Consider the following 14845-nt stretch of genomic DNA (forward strand, 5'->3'; position numbering starts at 1 on the left):
CTTGGCAACTTTATATATAAAACGCTGTAAAAAAATAATACTTTTCTGAGTAACGTATAAAATGAAAAAAAAGAAAATTTATTTCCCCAATTTAAATGGATTAAGATTTATTGCAGCTTTCTTGGTGATAATTCATCACATAGAACAATTTAAATCGATTATTAAAGTTGAAAATTACTGGGGTAAAATTCCTTTTATAAATATTATAGGAAAACTTGGGGTTATTTTATTCTTTGTTCTTAGTGGTTTTTTAATAACATATTTATTATTAGCTGAAGAAAAAGCATTTAAAAAAATAAGTATCGCTAAGTTTTATATGCGAAGAGTATTACGCATTTGGCCTTTATATTTCTTAATTATCATTTTAGCTTTTTTTGTACTTCCAAATATTGAAATTTTTATCTTACCTAGTTATGGTAAAGATGTTATTTATACCAACCTGTTCTGGAAACTTCTTTTATATGCAATATTCTTTCCAAATTTGGTACTTTCATTACTAGGTGTTGTTCCGTACGCTTCACATACTTGGTCTATAGGTACTGAAGAACAATATTACTTAGTGTGGCCAGTAATTCTTAAACACATCAAAAAATATCGAATTTTATTAATGTTTGCCATTATTCTTTTTTATCTAAGTTTTAAATTCTTTTTAAGAACTTCATATGCTTACCAAATTCCTTACAACAATGTGCTACGGGCGTTTTGGAATTCATTTCCTATAGATTGTATGGCAATAGGAGCATTATATTCTATCTTACTTTTCCAAAAAAGTAAATTCTTAAAGTATTTAGTAAGAAATGACCTCTTTTATTTTTCAATTGGTCTTGTTACTTTTTTGATGTTAAAAGGTGTTTACATTCCTTACATCCATTATGAATTTTATTCATTCTTTTTTGGGGTAATAATTCTCAATTTTGCTGTCAACGAAAAAATAAAAATCTCCTTAGAAAACAAAATTTTCAATTATTTAGGTAATATATCTTACGGTCTATATATGTATCATCCTATAGGAATTATATTAGCAATATCAATAATTTCATCTTTTGATTTAAAAACAAATTGGATTTTATATCCCCTAAGTTTTATTTTAACGATAACAATGGCAAGCCTATCTTATAAATATTTTGAATCTTTCTTTCTTCAGTTTAAGGATAAATTTTCAAATATTTTAAGTGGTAATAGAAAAATAGAATGACAATAATTCCTTTTAAACCTTACGTAAAGTTTCTAAGTGATTTTACTAATTAACGGAATCAATTAACTAAAATCAATAATAAAAATCTTAAATAATTGATCTATCAAATTCATAATTATCTAATAAAATGAAAAAAACAATTTCCATTATTGGAAGTGGACCTTCCTCACTGCTTTTAGCTGCTTTTTTAGATACAAAAAAATTTGAGGTTACTATTTACGAAAAAAATAAAACAGCAGGTAGAAAACTATTAGTTGCAGGAAAAGGCGGATTTAATTTAACACACTCAGAACCTATTGCTCATTTTATTGAACGCTATACACCTACTTTTTTTTTAAAAGATGCTTTACTTAGTTTTACCAACGATGATTTTAGAAATTGGCTACAAAGTATTGGGGTTCCAACTTATATTGGCAGCAGTAAAAGAATTTACCCAGAAGAAGGTTTAAAACCAATAACCGTTATCAATACTATTTTAAATCATTTAAAAGAAAAAGGAATTACCTTTAAATACGAACATACTTTTTCGGGTTGGGATGCTCTAAATAATTTAATTTTAAATAATAAAATAACTCCTTCTGATTACACTGTCTTTTCTTTAGGGGGTGCCAGTTGGCGAGTTACAGGGTCTAACGGAAGTTGGTTAGAAACATTTCAAAAAAAAGAGGTAACCACCATCCCTTTTGAAGCATCAAACTGTGCTGTAAATATTGATTGGAAATCTAATTTCATCAACCAAAACGAAGGAAATCCTTTAAAAAACATCACTATTACTTGTGATAATAAAATACAAAAAGGAGAAGCTGTAATTACAAAGTTTGGCTTAGAAGGAAATGCTATTTACGGGTTGAGTCCGCAAATTAGAGCTCAATTAAAATCATCAGAAAAAGCAAGTATTTATATCGATTTTAAACCGATGTTAAGCTTAGAGAACATCATCTCTAAAGTGATAAATTCTACTTTTAAAAACACCACACAAGTTTTAAAAAAAGAATTAAAACTTAGCAATTCACAAATAGAACTTTTAAAAACAACGCTTTCTAAAGAAGATTATTTAGACATTGTAACTTTATCAAAAAACATTAAAAATTTCCCTTTAGAAATTATAGGTTTAGGCAATATAAACGCAGCGATTTCTACGGTTGGAGGCATTGATTTAAATGCTGTAGACACTCATTTTCAGCTACATAAAATTAAGAATCAATATTGTATAGGAGAAATGTTAAATTGGGATGCGCCTACTGGAGGATATTTAATTCAGGGATGTGCTAGTTCTGGAGTTTATCTTGCAAAACATTTTAATAAAATTGCATAAAAAAGGATGTTTTAGAATGATTGTACTCTTAAAATATTCTGTATTTTTACTTTATCCAATTAAAAAGAATGTCTAAAGATTTAAGTAACTATAGAAAATCCTACGAAAAGCAAGAACTTTTAGAAAGTACTTGTCCAGAAAACCCAATAGAATTATTTCAAACTTGGTTTATTAACGCAGATACCTCTAACATGGTTGATGAAAGCAACGCAATGACCGTTTCTTCTATTGGTTTAGATGGTTTCCCTAAAAGTAGAGTTGTTTTATTAAAAAGATTTACTTGGGAAGGTTTTATTTTTTACACCAATTACAATTCGGAAAAAGGAAAAGCCATTGCTGCTAACAATAACATCTGTTTGTCTTTCTTTTGGCCTGCATTAGAACAGCAAATTATTATAAAAGGAACCGCAGAAATATTAGCAGAAAATTTATCTGATGGTTATTTTGAATCGAGACCAGACGGAAGTAAATTAGGAGCTTGGGCTTCTAACCAAAGTGCTGTTGTTGCCTCTAGAGAAGAATTAGATACTCTTTTAAAAACTTTTGAAAAAAAGTTTGAAGGACAAGAAATTGTAAGACCAAAACATTGGGGAGGCTATTTAGTAAAACCAATTTCTATAGAATTTTGGCAAGGGAGACCCAATAGAATGCACGATAGAATAAGATACACTTTAGAAGAAGATTTTTCTTGGAAAAAAGAAAGATTAGCGCCATAAATTTTTATATTTACAACTCAACAATTAAAATTTAATGAAAACATTATACATTGTTAGACATGCTAAATCTTCTTGGGAATACTCAGGAATAGAAGATATTGACAGACCTCTAAAAAAACGCGGAATAAAAGACGCACATTTAATGTCTAAATTCTTAGCAAAAGAAGTTGGCAGACCAGACGTATTTGTATCAAGTAGTGCTAATAGAGCATTGCATACAGCCGTTATTTTTTGCGAAAATTTTGAATACCCTTTATCTAACCTTAAAATAAAGAGACAATTATACAGCTTTAGCGATGGCTATTTGGTAAAAACTGTAAATGCGTTAGATGATGGTTTTAATTCTGCCATTATATTTAGCCATGATCATGGTATCAATACATTTGTAAATAAATTTGGTAACAAACCCATTTCTCATGTATCCACTTGTGGTGTTATTGGTATTCAGTTTGAAGAAAAACACTGGAAAAACATAAAAAAAGGGAAAACTTTTTTAATAGATTTCCCTAAAAATCATAAATAAAATAGTTTGTTAGAAATTAAAAAATACGGTGCAATTGATATTGGTTCTAATGCAATTAGATTGCTTATTGCTAATGTTATTGTATCCGAAGACAAAGAACCTCAATTTAAAAAATCTTCTTTAGTACGTGTTCCTATTCGTTTAGGAGCAGATGCTTTTGTTGGAGAAGGTACTATCAGCGAAAAAAACATCTCAAGAATGATTCATGCTATGGAAGCATTTAAATTATTAATGGATGTTCATGGTGTAGAAAGATACAAAGCCTGCGCAACATCTGCCATGAGAGAAGCAGAAAACGGCAAAGAAGTAGCTACAAGAATTTTAAAAGAAACAGGTGTACAAATTGATATTATTGGCGGAAAAGAAGAAGCTGCTATTATTTCATCTACAGACCTAAATCAATTAATAGAAGGAGATAATTCTTATTTGTATGTAGATGTTGGTGGTGGTAGTACAGAATTTACCATTTTTTCTGAAGGAAAAATTCTTACATCAAAGTCTTTTAAAATGGGTACAGTACGTTTGTTAAATAACAAAAAGTCTGTAAATAAAGAGATTTTTGCCAATGTAGAAAAATGGATTAAGAAAAATACTAAAGATTTAAAAAAGGTCTCTTTAATTGGTTCTGGTGGTAACATTAATAAGTTATTTAAAATGTCTGGACGAACAGAAGGCAAACCAATTTCTTATATTTATCTAAATGCTCAATATCAATTTTTAAAGCAGATGTCTTTTGATGAGCGCGTTTCTGAGCTTAGTTTAAACCCAGATAGAGCCGATGTAATAATACCGGCAACCAAAATTTACCTCTCTGCAATGAAATGGAGTGGCGCTAGAAAAATTTATGTACCTAAAATTGGTCTTTCAGACGGAATTATTAAAAGCTTATTTTACAATAAGTTATAAATTAATTTGTGATTTCTTTAACATATTTTTGTATTTTTGTTATAATTCTTGTGACTTATCAAAAAAAGTTGTGTCATAGAATTGAACTAAAAATCAAAAATAGGTTTATTATGAAAAAAATTTTACTAAGTGCTACGCTATTAATGTTTGGAGCAACAGCTTTTGCTCAAGACTTACCAACAAACCCAGAACCAGGAAAATGTTACGTTCGTTGTAAAACTCCAGAAGTTTGGAAAAACGAAGATGTAACTATAGAAGTGGCTCCGGCTTACAAGAAAATTGTAACGCATCCTGCGGAATACAATACAGTAACAGAAAGAGTTTTAATTAAAGAAGCTGGTCAACGTTTAGTAGTTGTACCTGCAGTATGGGAAGATAAAACAATTACATACACTGCTAAAGTAGATGCTAATAAATTAAGTGTTGTACCTGCTACATTTAGCCAAGACTCTCAAACTATAGAAACAAAAGCTGCTTCTGCAAATTGGGAAATGAGCGAAAAAGCTCCTGATTGTGAATCTAGTGATCCTAACGACTGTAGATATTGGTGTTACAAACCAGTACCTGCAAAATATGTTACTATTCCTTTAACTAAATTAGACAGAGACGCAAGTACTGTATCTAACCAAGTTCCTGGATATGAGAAAACATATACTACTAAAGTAATGGTTAAAGGACCTACTACTACTTCTATTGAAATTCCTGCAGTTTACGGAAGTATCAACAAAACAGTTTTAGTAAAAGATGCATGGCAAGAAGAAATTACTGTTGCTGCTAAATACAAAACTGTAACTAAAGAAATTTTAGTTAACAAAGGTGGTTTAACTACTTGGAAAGAAGTTGAATGTGAATTAGTTAACAATACTATTTTACCAATTAACTGGAACTTAGGAAGTGCTACTTTAACTCCTGCTGCAAAAAGAATTATTGATACTAGATTATTACCTGTATTAAAAACAGGAGTATCTGTAGCTTTAGAATCTCATACAGACTCTAGAGGAACTAAAGAAAATAACCAAAACTTATCTGAAAGAAGAGCTCAGGCAGTTACAAACTACTTAATTTCTAAAGGTGTAAACCCAAGTAAATTAACTGGTAACGGATACGGAGAATCTAAATTAACAAACAGATGTGCTGATGGTGTTTCTTGTACAGAAGCGCAACACAGAGCAAACAGAAGAACTACATTTAGAGTAGTAAACGAAAAATAATCTCTTCTAATTTATTAGAAAGGTAATAAAAACCGAGGCAATCTGCTTCGGTTTTTTTTTGTTTTCTAAAACCATATTGTTATCAATCAAATATATTATTGAAATAATATAAGGCTTTTATTTAGATAACTCTATTTGGTCCTTAAAATCTAATAAGTATATCAATAAAGGTACAATTGAAGGAATACAATACAAACACCTTAGATATTTTATTTGATGTAAAGACATCAAGAGTAAGCACATATAATAAGATTGAATTAAGCTTAAAATGAATAGGTAATTAAAAGAAAGGTAAATAAAAAATATAGAAGGGCTAAAAGCAACAAAAGAGAAGCCTTAGCAAAGTAAATAACTACGTAAACATCTTCTTTTAAAACAAAAATACCGAAGCTAAAACTTCGGTTTTTTTATTTAGTAATTTTCAATTACAGATTCTATAAACGGATAATAATACTCCGTTAAGATTAATCCTTTTTTATAACCAATCATTTTTCCTTTATGATTTACAAAAACAAGTGTAGGAAATGACCTTATTTTAAATTGCCTCTTTAAATCATTATTTATTTCTAATTTTTCAGGAGAAATTATATCTATATTTCTAGGACTATCTGCCTCATATAATATTAAGTCCTTTTCAGCAATCGCTTTAAATTTTTTTGTATGAAAAAGCTTTTTATCTAGAACTTTACAAGGACCACACCAATCTGATCCTGTAAAATAAATAAGTACAGGTTTATTTTCTTTTTTAGATTTTTTTAAAGCACTTTTAAAAGTAGATTCCCAATTTAAAGTAACAGAATCTAACTCTTGCACATTTTGTTCTTGAGCTACAATATTTGTAATCGTAAAAAAACAAATAGTAAAAAGTAATATAACTTTATTCATAAGTAGTAATTTCATCAAAAATATCAAAAATAATACCAAAAAAAAAACACAGAACAAATGTTATACTAAATAAAAACAAAATTACCCTTTTTTCTAAAAAAAAGGGATTATTATTTTAATAAAAAAAACGTGTTAGTAAAGTTGTTAAAAATTAAAAAGCCGTAATTAAAAAATTACGACTTTCTTTTTTATTCCTAGAATATAATAAATTCAATCCCCCAATTTCATTATTACATATTTTCATCAGAATAAGCACAAATATACAATACTTTTACATACAAATTATATTATAAAGCACACTAAGCTACTACACATGTATATTATTAACACAAAAACTACTATATTTACACAACAATAAAGAATAATTGCGTGTAAATGAATAAACTACCTATTTTAAAGAAAATACTATTCCTTTTATTATTTTTTCAAATCAGCCTCCTTTTTTCACAAGATTTAATCATCAAAGATCATGATTATTGGTCTTATTATGACAAAGGTGGTTTAGAAAATGATTGGGTAGAACTTGCTGATTTTTCTAATTGGAAAAGCGGAAAATCTCCATTAGGATATGGAGATGATAAAATTATCACAAAACTTGATTTTGGTGGAAATAAACAAAGGAAACACATTACAAAGTACTTTAAAAAGATACTAAATTTTGACAATAACTACATAGCTTATGAATTTAAAATTCAAAGAGATGATGGTGCTGTTGTTTACGTAAACGGAAAAGAAGTCTTTAGAGACAATATGCCCAACTCTACAATTAGCAATTCTACTTTTGCTTTAAGTACTATTAAAAGCAAACAAGAGCATTTATTTAAACAACATTTTTTTGATAGTAGCATATTTAAAAAAGGGAAAAATATTATTAGCGTTTCTATTCATCAATCTTATAGAACCTCTAGTGATTGTATTTTTAGTTTAGAATTAATAGGCCACAATAACCCTGATATTTTATCATTTGTACTAGAAAATAAAGATATAAAAAATCAAGAATTAGAAAGTAAAATTAAAGATTTAAATGCCAAGTTTGAATATGAAAAAATAGTACTTCAAAAGCAAAGTTTAGAAAGTACCAACTACAATCTAAAAGTAATGGTTTCCTTAATTAGCCTCTTATTTATTATGGCATTAATTGGCTATTATTTTATTCTAGAAAATGTTAAAAAAAATAACCTAGAAAAAAATGAAGAAATGGCACTTATTGAAGCTAAAAACACAAAAAAAGATAAAGAGATGATTACTTTATCTACAAACTTATTATATCACAAACAATATTTTAAAGAAATAAAAGCCGATTTAAAAGGTATTAAAACAGATGATAAATCTGCAACTAGGGCCATTATTAATCAAATAGACTATGTTTTAGAAGGAGATGAAGATTGGACTATCTTAAAGGAACATTTTAATGCAGTTTATGATAACTTTTACGATACATTAATTGCAAAACACCCTACAATTACTGAAACAGAACTTAGACACTGTATGTTTATAAAATTACACTTACATACTAAGGAAATTGCAAAAATATTATTAATTGATCCAAGATCTGTACAAACAGCAAGGTACCGAATTAAAAAGAAAATGAATTTGAGTGAAGAGGAAGATTTAAGAGATTACCTTTTAAACTTAGTTGAATAATTAACTAAATCCAACGTTTTTTTTCGTTGGATTTTTTTTGTTTTAGTCTCTATAAATTTATCTACAAAATAAATTTCTTTAGGAATTTCGAATTTACTAAGTGTCTTTAATTCTGCTATTTCTAATTTTAAAAACTTACTTATATCACAAGAATCAACTTGTTCTATAAGCAAAACAAGCTTCTCCCCTAGTTGCTCATCAGGTATCCCTGTTACAAAAAAGCGGTTACGAATAATTTTAGCTAATTTTTCTTCAATTTCTTCTGGATGCAACTTTACACCTCCAGAATTTATCACATTATCTACACGCCCTAACCATTCAAATTGATGATCAGAAATTAAACGAACCCTATCATTTGTAAAAACAACTTCATTAGATACTTTGGGAGCATGAATTACCAAACAACCTCTTGAATCTATATAAATTTCTACATCTGGTAAGGTTTTATAGTATTCTTTATAAATTGGTTGCTTAATCACACTTACTGAAGATAACGAATTATTATTCAACTTTTTAATCGCAATATGTGTTATGGTTTCTGTCATCCCATAAGTAGCAAAAATAGCACAGGTAGTATCCTTAATTTTATCTTTTAAATTAACAGAAACAACTCCTCCACCCACTATTAAAGTTTTAATTTGATGTAGTTCCTTTATTGAATTTTCTAGCTGCAAAGGTACCATTGCAGAAAAATCGTAGTGTTTTTTTATCCCACGTAGTGGAAAAGAGGTTGCTTTTACTACGTCTAAGTGCCAACCTAAAGTTAAAGCCCTTATCAGCATCATTTTACCCGCAATATAATCTGTTGGTAAACACAATAATGCCGTTGTATTTTCTTTGATATCAAAAAAATTACCGGTAGCTAAGGCAGAATTTATCATCTGTCTTTTCTCTAGTTTAATCTCTTTTGGAATACCTGTAGAGCCTGATGTTTTTACAACAACCCAAGCTTGATCTGAGAACCAAATTGTTAAAAATTGATGAATTTCATCAGAAAAACTACTAGTATAACCTAGAATTTCATCTACCGAAGAAAATGAAGTACCATTTAATCGAAAATCTTTATGAAACTTATCTAGTATCAATCTTCTAAAATTCTATAGTTTTCTTTTAAAACAACAGGTTCGTAAATCTTTCCAGTTAATTTTTCTTTCCAGTTTTTCCATCCGTATTTTTTAGAAAAAATAAATAAAATTAAAGGATATAAAACCAATACAGGGAAAAACATTTCCCATCCTACAGATGGCTCTGAAGTGTCTACATACAAAGCATCTGTTTGAAAAACAGTCCAATCTGTAGTTACAAAAAAAGCAGCTACTATATTATTAATAGCATGCAAACCAAGCGACAACTCGGTACCTTCATCCATTAAAGTAGTTATCCCATAAAAGAAACCTGTACCAATATAAAAAACCATAGAGATGTACCCTAGTTTTTCTACTTCTGGGTTTGCACCATGCAGCAAACCAAAGCATACCGAGGTAAAAATTAATGGAAACCATCTGTTTTTAGTCAAAATACCTAAAGCTTGTATAAAATAACCTCTAAAAAGCAATTCTTCAAACGAAGTTTGAAAAGGTAAAAAAAGAAAAGAAACTGCTAATAAAGTAAAGAAAGGAACAGGTTTAAAATTCCACACATAATTTTCTGGAGAAATAAAAACCCCCATCATAATTACCACAGAAGAGATAACTCCCCAAAGAATAAAACCAAACCAAAAACGTTTCCAGTCTATTTTTTTTCTACTTGTAACCAAAGAAGTTACGGTTCTTTTATGAATGTATTTTACACCAATAATAAGGCTTACTAAACCAAAAAAGAACATTAGAATCATAAAAAAGAGAAAAAGATTTTTATCAATACCTAAGCTCATAAAATTATCTTGTGCTGCTTTTGTAAACTCTGCCATGTTTGCAGAATGCATAATAGCCAATGCCATTAAAGGCAATACACCTATAACTTGCCAACCTACAAATACTAAAATAATTGTTAGTACCCAATGAAACCACTCATTGTTTCCTTTATATGCTTGTTGTATATAATTCATTTTTATAAATTAAAATTCCAGTTTTTTGCTGGATTGTATTGTAAAGTTCCGTTTTTTACGGTTAACGGACTTGTAAAATTATTTGTAAATAAACCACCAGTTCCTAAACCTTGTGGCAAACTACTTTGTAAAGTATACGTAAATTGTGCAATTGCATTCAACCCAATATTACTTTCTAATGCAGAAGTAATCCACCAATCTGCATTTAACTCTTCTGCAAACTTAATCCACTCTAAACTCCCTGCAAAACCACCAATTAAACTTGGTTTTAAGATAATATACTGAGGCTGAATTATTTTTAATAGTTCCTTTTTAGCTTCAGTATTTACAACGCCAATCAACTCCTCGTCTAAAGCAATTGGTAATGGTGTTTTTGCACATAAAGTTGCCATTTCTTCTACCTGCCCTTGCTTTATAGGTTGTTCTATAGAATGAATTTCTAATGCTGATAATCTTTCTAATTTTTCTAAAGCATCCGTTGGATTAAAAGCACCATTTGCATCTACCCTTAATTCTATTTCTTTGGATGAAAACTCTTTTCTAATGGATGTCAATAATTCTATTTCAGCATCAAAATTGATAGCACCAATTTTCATTTTGATACAAGAAAAACCGGTTTCTAATTTCTCTTTGATTTGCTTTTTCATAAACTCTTTTTCCCCCATCCAGATGAGTCCGTTTATAGCAATAGCGTTATTTCCTTTTGTAAATTCTGATGGAAATAAATGAAACGAATCCTTACTTTTAAGTGATAAAAAAGCTTGCTCTAAACCAAATTGTATGGATGGAAACTGACGAAGTTCATTTAATAAAAAAATTAAACCTTTATTGATATTATTACAAGCCCAAATTAATTTCTCTTCATAATTGGCTACATCATCAAAGCTTAAACCTCTAAACAACCCCGTTTCTCCCACACCTGTTTTGCCATTTTCTTCTAAAATGATAAACCACGTTTCTTTTGTTCTTAAAATTCCACGTGATGTTCCACTTGGATTTTTAAAATTAAGGATGTATTTTTTATAGATAGCTTTTATCAAAAGTATAGCTTATTTATTTTCTACAAATGCTTTAAAATTATTCAAGTATGATTGGTCTTGTTCTATAAAAGTTCCTTTAAAATAAGGAAAAACACAAGCCATAAGGTATGTTTCACTTTGGCAACTAGCGTTTAAAGTAATGGTTGTAACTCCATCATTTTCAGTAAAAGTATAATCATCTTTTTTTAGCATCCCTTCTGCATCAAAAAACAAAGTTACTTTTTCATTTGGTACATACGCCATCACCTTTTCTGTCATGGTAATTTCTTGACCTTGGTTAAGTACAACAACTTTATACACACTACCCGTTTTACCTGGATTGTCATTTAAAACTTCGAAAGACTGAACTTCTGGAATCCAGTTTTTTAAATCTTCCGACTTATTAAATGCGTTAAAAACTGCTGAAATTGGCTTATTTACTGACACCTGAGCAGAATAAGTGGTTTCTTTTACGATTAAACCCGTAAGAAGAAAAGCCACTACAATTGCAGAAATAATTCCTAAAATTATTTTAATTGTTTTCATTTTATATGTTTATATGTTCGCCTATTCCCAATAGGTTTAATTCTTTTCCTTTTGATGCAAATTTAGCTATAGCATCATTGGTATCTATTTCTATTGGAGGAAAAGTATTAAAATGGCAACCTATTACTTTATTACACTCCACAAAATTACTTGCAATAATGGCATCTTCTACTCCCATTGTAAATGTATCACCAATTGGAAAAATAGCAGCATCCAATGTCGTAAACATTGGTATTAATTTCATATCCATAGTTACCGCAGTATCTCCAGCAACATATAAATTTTTATCTTTAGATGATATCACAAAACCACCTGGGACACCACCATAAGTGCCATCTTCAAAAGAAGAAGTATGAATTGCATTTACATATTTAGCCGTAAAATTATCTTTTTTGACCACTCCACCATGATTTAAAGCAATTACTTCTAATCCTTTCGCTGCAAAATACATGGCAATTTCATAATTAGATACAATAACCGCATTTGTTCTTTCGGCAATAACTTGCGCATCTAAAACATGATCTTGATGTGCGTGTGTTAACAAAATAAAATCTGCTTTTAAGCTAGATACATCTATATGTGCTGCTAATGAATTACCCGTTATAAAAGGGTCTATTAAAAGATATACTCCATTAATTTCTATAGAAAAACAAGAATGTCCTAAAAATTGAATCTTCATACTAAAACTATATTTAAATTATAAAAATTGTCCGATTCCAAAAAGAATGGCAAACAAAAATGTACTTAACGCTACTTTCTTTAATTCACCATCTAAATCTGCAGGTATTTTATTTTGTGCAACTGTGATTACATTTTTAATTAATGGAACAAATGCAACTAAAAAAAGAAGCTGATATATTGTTCTAAAATCTAAAAAAACATACGTTAAAGCTGAAATTAACCCTCCGAAAATTAAAAAATAATGATATTTTTTTGCTTTTTGACTCCCTAGTTTAACCACTAAGGTATTTTTATTATTCTTTTTATCTTCTTCTTTATCTCTTAAGTTATTTAGATTAAGTACAGCTGTACTTAGTAAACCAACAGAAATTGCAGGTAAAACAACCTCTAAATTGAGGTTTTTTGTATACAAGAAATAACTACCTACAACACTTAACAAACCAAAAAACAAAAATACAAAAACATCACCAAAACCGCTATAACCATAAGCAGAGTTACCAACGGTATATTTTATTGCTGCTGCAATTGATGCAATTCCTAATCCGAAAAATAAAATTGAAAATCCAAAGTTTTCTTTACCAAAAGAAACATAAATTAATAACAATGCTATTATTAAGGTGATAACAGAAGTAATTATCATTGCCATTTTCATTTGTTTTGGAGTAATTGCGCCAGATGACACCATACGTGCTTCTCCTGTTCTATTTTTATCAGAACCTTTTATTCCGTCTCCATAATCGTTGGCAAAATTAGATAACACTTGAAAACCAATTGTTGTTAAAATTGCAAACCAAAAAATTGGAGATTCTAAGATTGAAGTTTGATTATTTAAGCTCTTTACACCTAAAAAACTTCCAACAATAATACCAGAAACAGATAAAGGTAAAGTTCTTAAACGTGCTGCTTTAATATAATTTTTAATCATCTATAAAATAGCTGCTAATTTTAGCGCTTGGGTAATATAAATTCGTTTTCCATTTTTTATGGGCACAATAAATGCATCATTACAAACACTTAAAACGATTTTTTTATACTCTACTGCTTCCTCATAAGTTAAAAACTCTCCTAACCTATATTTAATAAGATTGTTTTCTTTAGTTTTAACAATATTGTCTATTGCTTCAAAAGCTTTGTTTCCTTTTTTATATGCACCTATCTGAATTGTAAAAAATAATTCTGAATTCGATTTTAAGTATTGCTCATTTAAGCTTTCAACAATAACTTTTAAATAGTTTTCATTTACTTGCGCAGACAAACGACTAGTACTTATAAAAAAAAACAGGGTAACTATTAAAAATAAAAAATTTTTCATAATTATAATTTATTTGCTTCTGCAATTAATTCTGCAATATCTTTAACTTCTACTTCTGCTTCTTTTTCCTTAAACTTTATTCCATCTGTCATCATGGTATTACAATACGGACAACCAGTAGCAATAATATTTGGTTTGGTTTCTAAAGCATCTTCAGTTCTTAAAACATTAATTTCTTTATCACCTTTTTCTGCATCCTTAAACATTTGTGCACCTCCAGCTCCACAACATAAAGCCGTAGATTTGTTGCGTTTCATTTCTGTTAAGTTAACTCCTAATCTTTTTATTAATTCTCTAGGTGATTCATAAACCTCATTAGCTCTTCCTAAATAACAAGGATCATGAAACGTAACTCTTTTACCTTTTAAAGTAGTATCATCTATTTTTAAACGTCCTTCTGCAATTAAATTTTGAATGAATTGTGTATGATGAAAAACTTCATATTTACCACCCAACCCCGGATATTCATTTTTTAAAGTATTAAAGGAATGCGGATCGCAGGTAACTATTTTTTTAACCTCGTAACCATTTAAAACTTCAATATTCATCATGGCTTGCATTTGAAACAAGAACTCATTTCCTGCTCTTTTTGCAGCATCTCCTGTAGATGATTCCTCAGTTCCTAAAACAGCAAAATCTACATTGGCTTGATGCAATATTTTTACAAATGCTCTCGATATTTTTTTGGCTCTATCATCATAACTTCCTGCTGCTCCAACCCAAAATAATACTTCTGGTTGCTTGCCTTGCGCCATCATGTCTGCCATTGTAGGTACGTTCATACTCTGTAGTTTTTAGTTGTTAGTTTTTAGTTGTTAGTTTTGCACTTAAAACTAAAAATTAAT

Annotated in this window: 16 protein-coding genes; 7 read left to right on the forward strand and 9 right to left on the reverse strand. The window is 29.2% G+C overall.

Annotation, left to right across the window (positions count from 1 at the left end):
* Positions 1 to 61: 61 nt before the first annotated feature.
* The 6 genes from WG951_RS05115 (at position 62) to WG951_RS05140 (ending at position 5866) form a co-directional block, all read left to right on the forward strand.
* Positions 62 to 1195, forward strand: a complete 1134-nt coding sequence (locus WG951_RS05115) for an acyltransferase family protein (protein ID WP_105049114.1) — start codon at positions 62 to 64, stop codon at positions 1193 to 1195.
* Between the two features lie 127 nt (positions 1196 to 1322).
* Positions 1323 to 2510 carry an NAD(P)/FAD-dependent oxidoreductase gene (locus WG951_RS05120; RefSeq protein WP_105049115.1) on the forward strand — a complete coding sequence of 396 codons (1188 nt, stop codon included), beginning with the start codon at positions 1323 to 1325 and terminating at the stop codon, positions 2508 to 2510.
* Between the two features lie 68 nt (positions 2511 to 2578).
* Positions 2579 to 3226: a pyridoxamine 5'-phosphate oxidase gene (gene pdxH, locus WG951_RS05125; protein WP_105049116.1), complete on the forward strand. Its 648-nt coding sequence runs from the start codon at positions 2579 to 2581 to the stop codon at positions 3224 to 3226.
* A 34-nt stretch (positions 3227 to 3260) separates the two neighbouring features.
* Positions 3261 to 3749, forward strand: coding sequence for a SixA phosphatase family protein (locus WG951_RS05130; protein ID WP_105049117.1), 489 nt, complete (start codon positions 3261 to 3263; stop codon positions 3747 to 3749).
* 6 nt (positions 3750 to 3755) lie between these two features.
* Entirely contained in the window at positions 3756 to 4655 is a 900-nt protein-coding gene (locus WG951_RS05135) for a Ppx/GppA phosphatase family protein (RefSeq protein ID WP_105049118.1), read from the forward strand.
* 110 nt (positions 4656 to 4765) lie between these two features.
* Positions 4766 to 5866, forward strand: a complete 1101-nt coding sequence (locus tag WG951_RS05140) for an OmpA family protein (RefSeq protein ID WP_105049119.1) — start codon at positions 4766 to 4768, stop codon at positions 5864 to 5866.
* A gap of 411 nt (positions 5867 to 6277) precedes the next feature.
* Here the strand turns inward: WG951_RS05140 and WG951_RS05145 are convergent, their stop codons facing one another.
* The gene (locus tag WG951_RS05145) at positions 6278 to 6751 is read right to left on the reverse strand and encodes a thioredoxin family protein (RefSeq protein ID WP_170062896.1); all 474 of its coding nucleotides are present in this window, start codon (positions 6749 to 6751) and stop codon (positions 6278 to 6280) included.
* Positions 6752 to 7126: 375 nt separating this feature from the next.
* Between WG951_RS05145 and WG951_RS05150 the strand changes: the two genes are divergently transcribed.
* Positions 7127 to 8395 carry a helix-turn-helix transcriptional regulator gene (locus WG951_RS05150; protein ID WP_105049121.1) on the forward strand — a complete coding sequence of 423 codons (1269 nt, stop codon included), beginning with the start codon at positions 7127 to 7129 and terminating at the stop codon, positions 8393 to 8395.
* On the opposite strand, the gene WG951_RS05155 is transcribed toward WG951_RS05150, so the two are convergent.
* The 8 genes from WG951_RS05155 to WG951_RS05190 are packed head-to-tail and all read right to left on the reverse strand — an operon-like array spanning position 8371 to position 14782.
* A complete protein-coding gene (locus WG951_RS05155) occupies positions 8371 to 9480 on the reverse strand; it encodes an AMP-binding protein (RefSeq protein WP_105049122.1) in 1110 nt (369 codons plus the stop codon). The genes WG951_RS05150 and WG951_RS05155 overlap by 25 nt on opposite strands.
* Positions 9477 to 10442 carry a CPBP family intramembrane glutamic endopeptidase gene (locus WG951_RS05160; RefSeq protein ID WP_105049123.1) on the reverse strand — a complete coding sequence of 322 codons (966 nt, stop codon included), beginning with the start codon at positions 10440 to 10442 and terminating at the stop codon, positions 9477 to 9479. The genes WG951_RS05155 and WG951_RS05160 overlap by 4 nt, the downstream gene beginning before the upstream one ends.
* Before the next feature lie 2 nt (positions 10443 to 10444).
* Positions 10445 to 11482: an o-succinylbenzoate synthase gene (locus WG951_RS05165; RefSeq protein WP_105049124.1), complete on the reverse strand. Its 1038-nt coding sequence runs from the start codon at positions 11480 to 11482 to the stop codon at positions 10445 to 10447.
* Between the two features lie 9 nt (positions 11483 to 11491).
* Positions 11492 to 12007 carry an SRPBCC family protein gene (locus WG951_RS05170; RefSeq protein ID WP_105049125.1) on the reverse strand — a complete coding sequence of 172 codons (516 nt, stop codon included), beginning with the start codon at positions 12005 to 12007 and terminating at the stop codon, positions 11492 to 11494.
* 1 nt (position 12008) lies between these two features.
* Entirely contained in the window at positions 12009 to 12686 is a 678-nt protein-coding gene (locus WG951_RS05175; RefSeq protein ID WP_105049126.1) for a metal-dependent hydrolase, read from the reverse strand.
* An 18-nt stretch (positions 12687 to 12704) separates the two neighbouring features.
* Positions 12705 to 13613, reverse strand: a complete 909-nt coding sequence (gene menA / locus WG951_RS05180; protein WP_105049127.1) for a 1,4-dihydroxy-2-naphthoate octaprenyltransferase — start codon at positions 13611 to 13613, stop codon at positions 12705 to 12707.
* Entirely contained in the window at positions 13614 to 14000 is a 387-nt protein-coding gene (locus tag WG951_RS05185) for a hypothetical protein (RefSeq protein WP_105049128.1), read from the reverse strand.
* A 2-nt stretch (positions 14001 to 14002) separates the two neighbouring features.
* A complete protein-coding gene (locus WG951_RS05190) occupies positions 14003 to 14782 on the reverse strand; it encodes a (Fe-S)-binding protein (protein WP_105049129.1) in 780 nt (259 codons plus the stop codon).
* Positions 14783 to 14845 lie beyond the last annotated feature (63 nt).

The organism is Polaribacter butkevichii, from assembly GCF_038024105.1.
Classification (GTDB): Bacteria; Bacteroidota; Bacteroidia; order Flavobacteriales; family Flavobacteriaceae; genus Polaribacter; species Polaribacter butkevichii.

Excerpts from the sequence above, each read along its gene's own strand:
- WG951_RS05115 (WP_105049114.1), top strand. The coding sequence starts at position 62 with ATGAAAAAAAAGAAAATTTATTTCCCCAATTTAAATGGATTAAGATTT.
- WG951_RS05120 (WP_105049115.1), top strand. The coding sequence starts at position 1,323 with ATGAAAAAAACAATTTCCATTATTGGAAGTGGACCTTCCTCACTGCTT.
- pdxH (WP_105049116.1), top strand. The coding sequence starts at position 2,579 with ATGTCTAAAGATTTAAGTAACTATAGAAAATCCTACGAAAAGCAAGAA.
- WG951_RS05130 (WP_105049117.1), top strand. The coding sequence starts at position 3,261 with ATGAAAACATTATACATTGTTAGACATGCTAAATCTTCTTGGGAATAC.
- WG951_RS05140 (WP_105049119.1), top strand. The coding sequence starts at position 4,766 with ATGAAAAAAATTTTACTAAGTGCTACGCTATTAATGTTTGGAGCAACA.
- WG951_RS05145 (WP_170062896.1), bottom strand. The coding sequence starts at position 6,751 with ATGAATAAAGTTATATTACTTTTTACTATTTGTTTTTTTACGATTACA.
- WG951_RS05150 (WP_105049121.1), top strand. The coding sequence starts at position 7,127 with ATGAATAAACTACCTATTTTAAAGAAAATACTATTCCTTTTATTATTT.
- WG951_RS05160 (WP_105049123.1), bottom strand. The coding sequence starts at position 10,442 with ATGAATTATATACAACAAGCATATAAAGGAAACAATGAGTGGTTTCAT.
- WG951_RS05170 (WP_105049125.1), bottom strand. The coding sequence starts at position 12,007 with ATGAAAACAATTAAAATAATTTTAGGAATTATTTCTGCAATTGTAGTG.
- WG951_RS05175 (WP_105049126.1), bottom strand. The coding sequence starts at position 12,686 with ATGAAGATTCAATTTTTAGGACATTCTTGTTTTTCTATAGAAATTAAT.
- menA (WP_105049127.1), bottom strand. The coding sequence starts at position 13,613 with ATGATTAAAAATTATATTAAAGCAGCACGTTTAAGAACTTTACCTTTA.
- WG951_RS05185 (WP_105049128.1), bottom strand. The coding sequence starts at position 14,000 with ATGAAAAATTTTTTATTTTTAATAGTTACCCTGTTTTTTTTTATAAGT.
- WG951_RS05190 (WP_105049129.1), bottom strand. The coding sequence starts at position 14,782 with ATGAACGTACCTACAATGGCAGACATGATGGCGCAAGGCAAGCAACCA.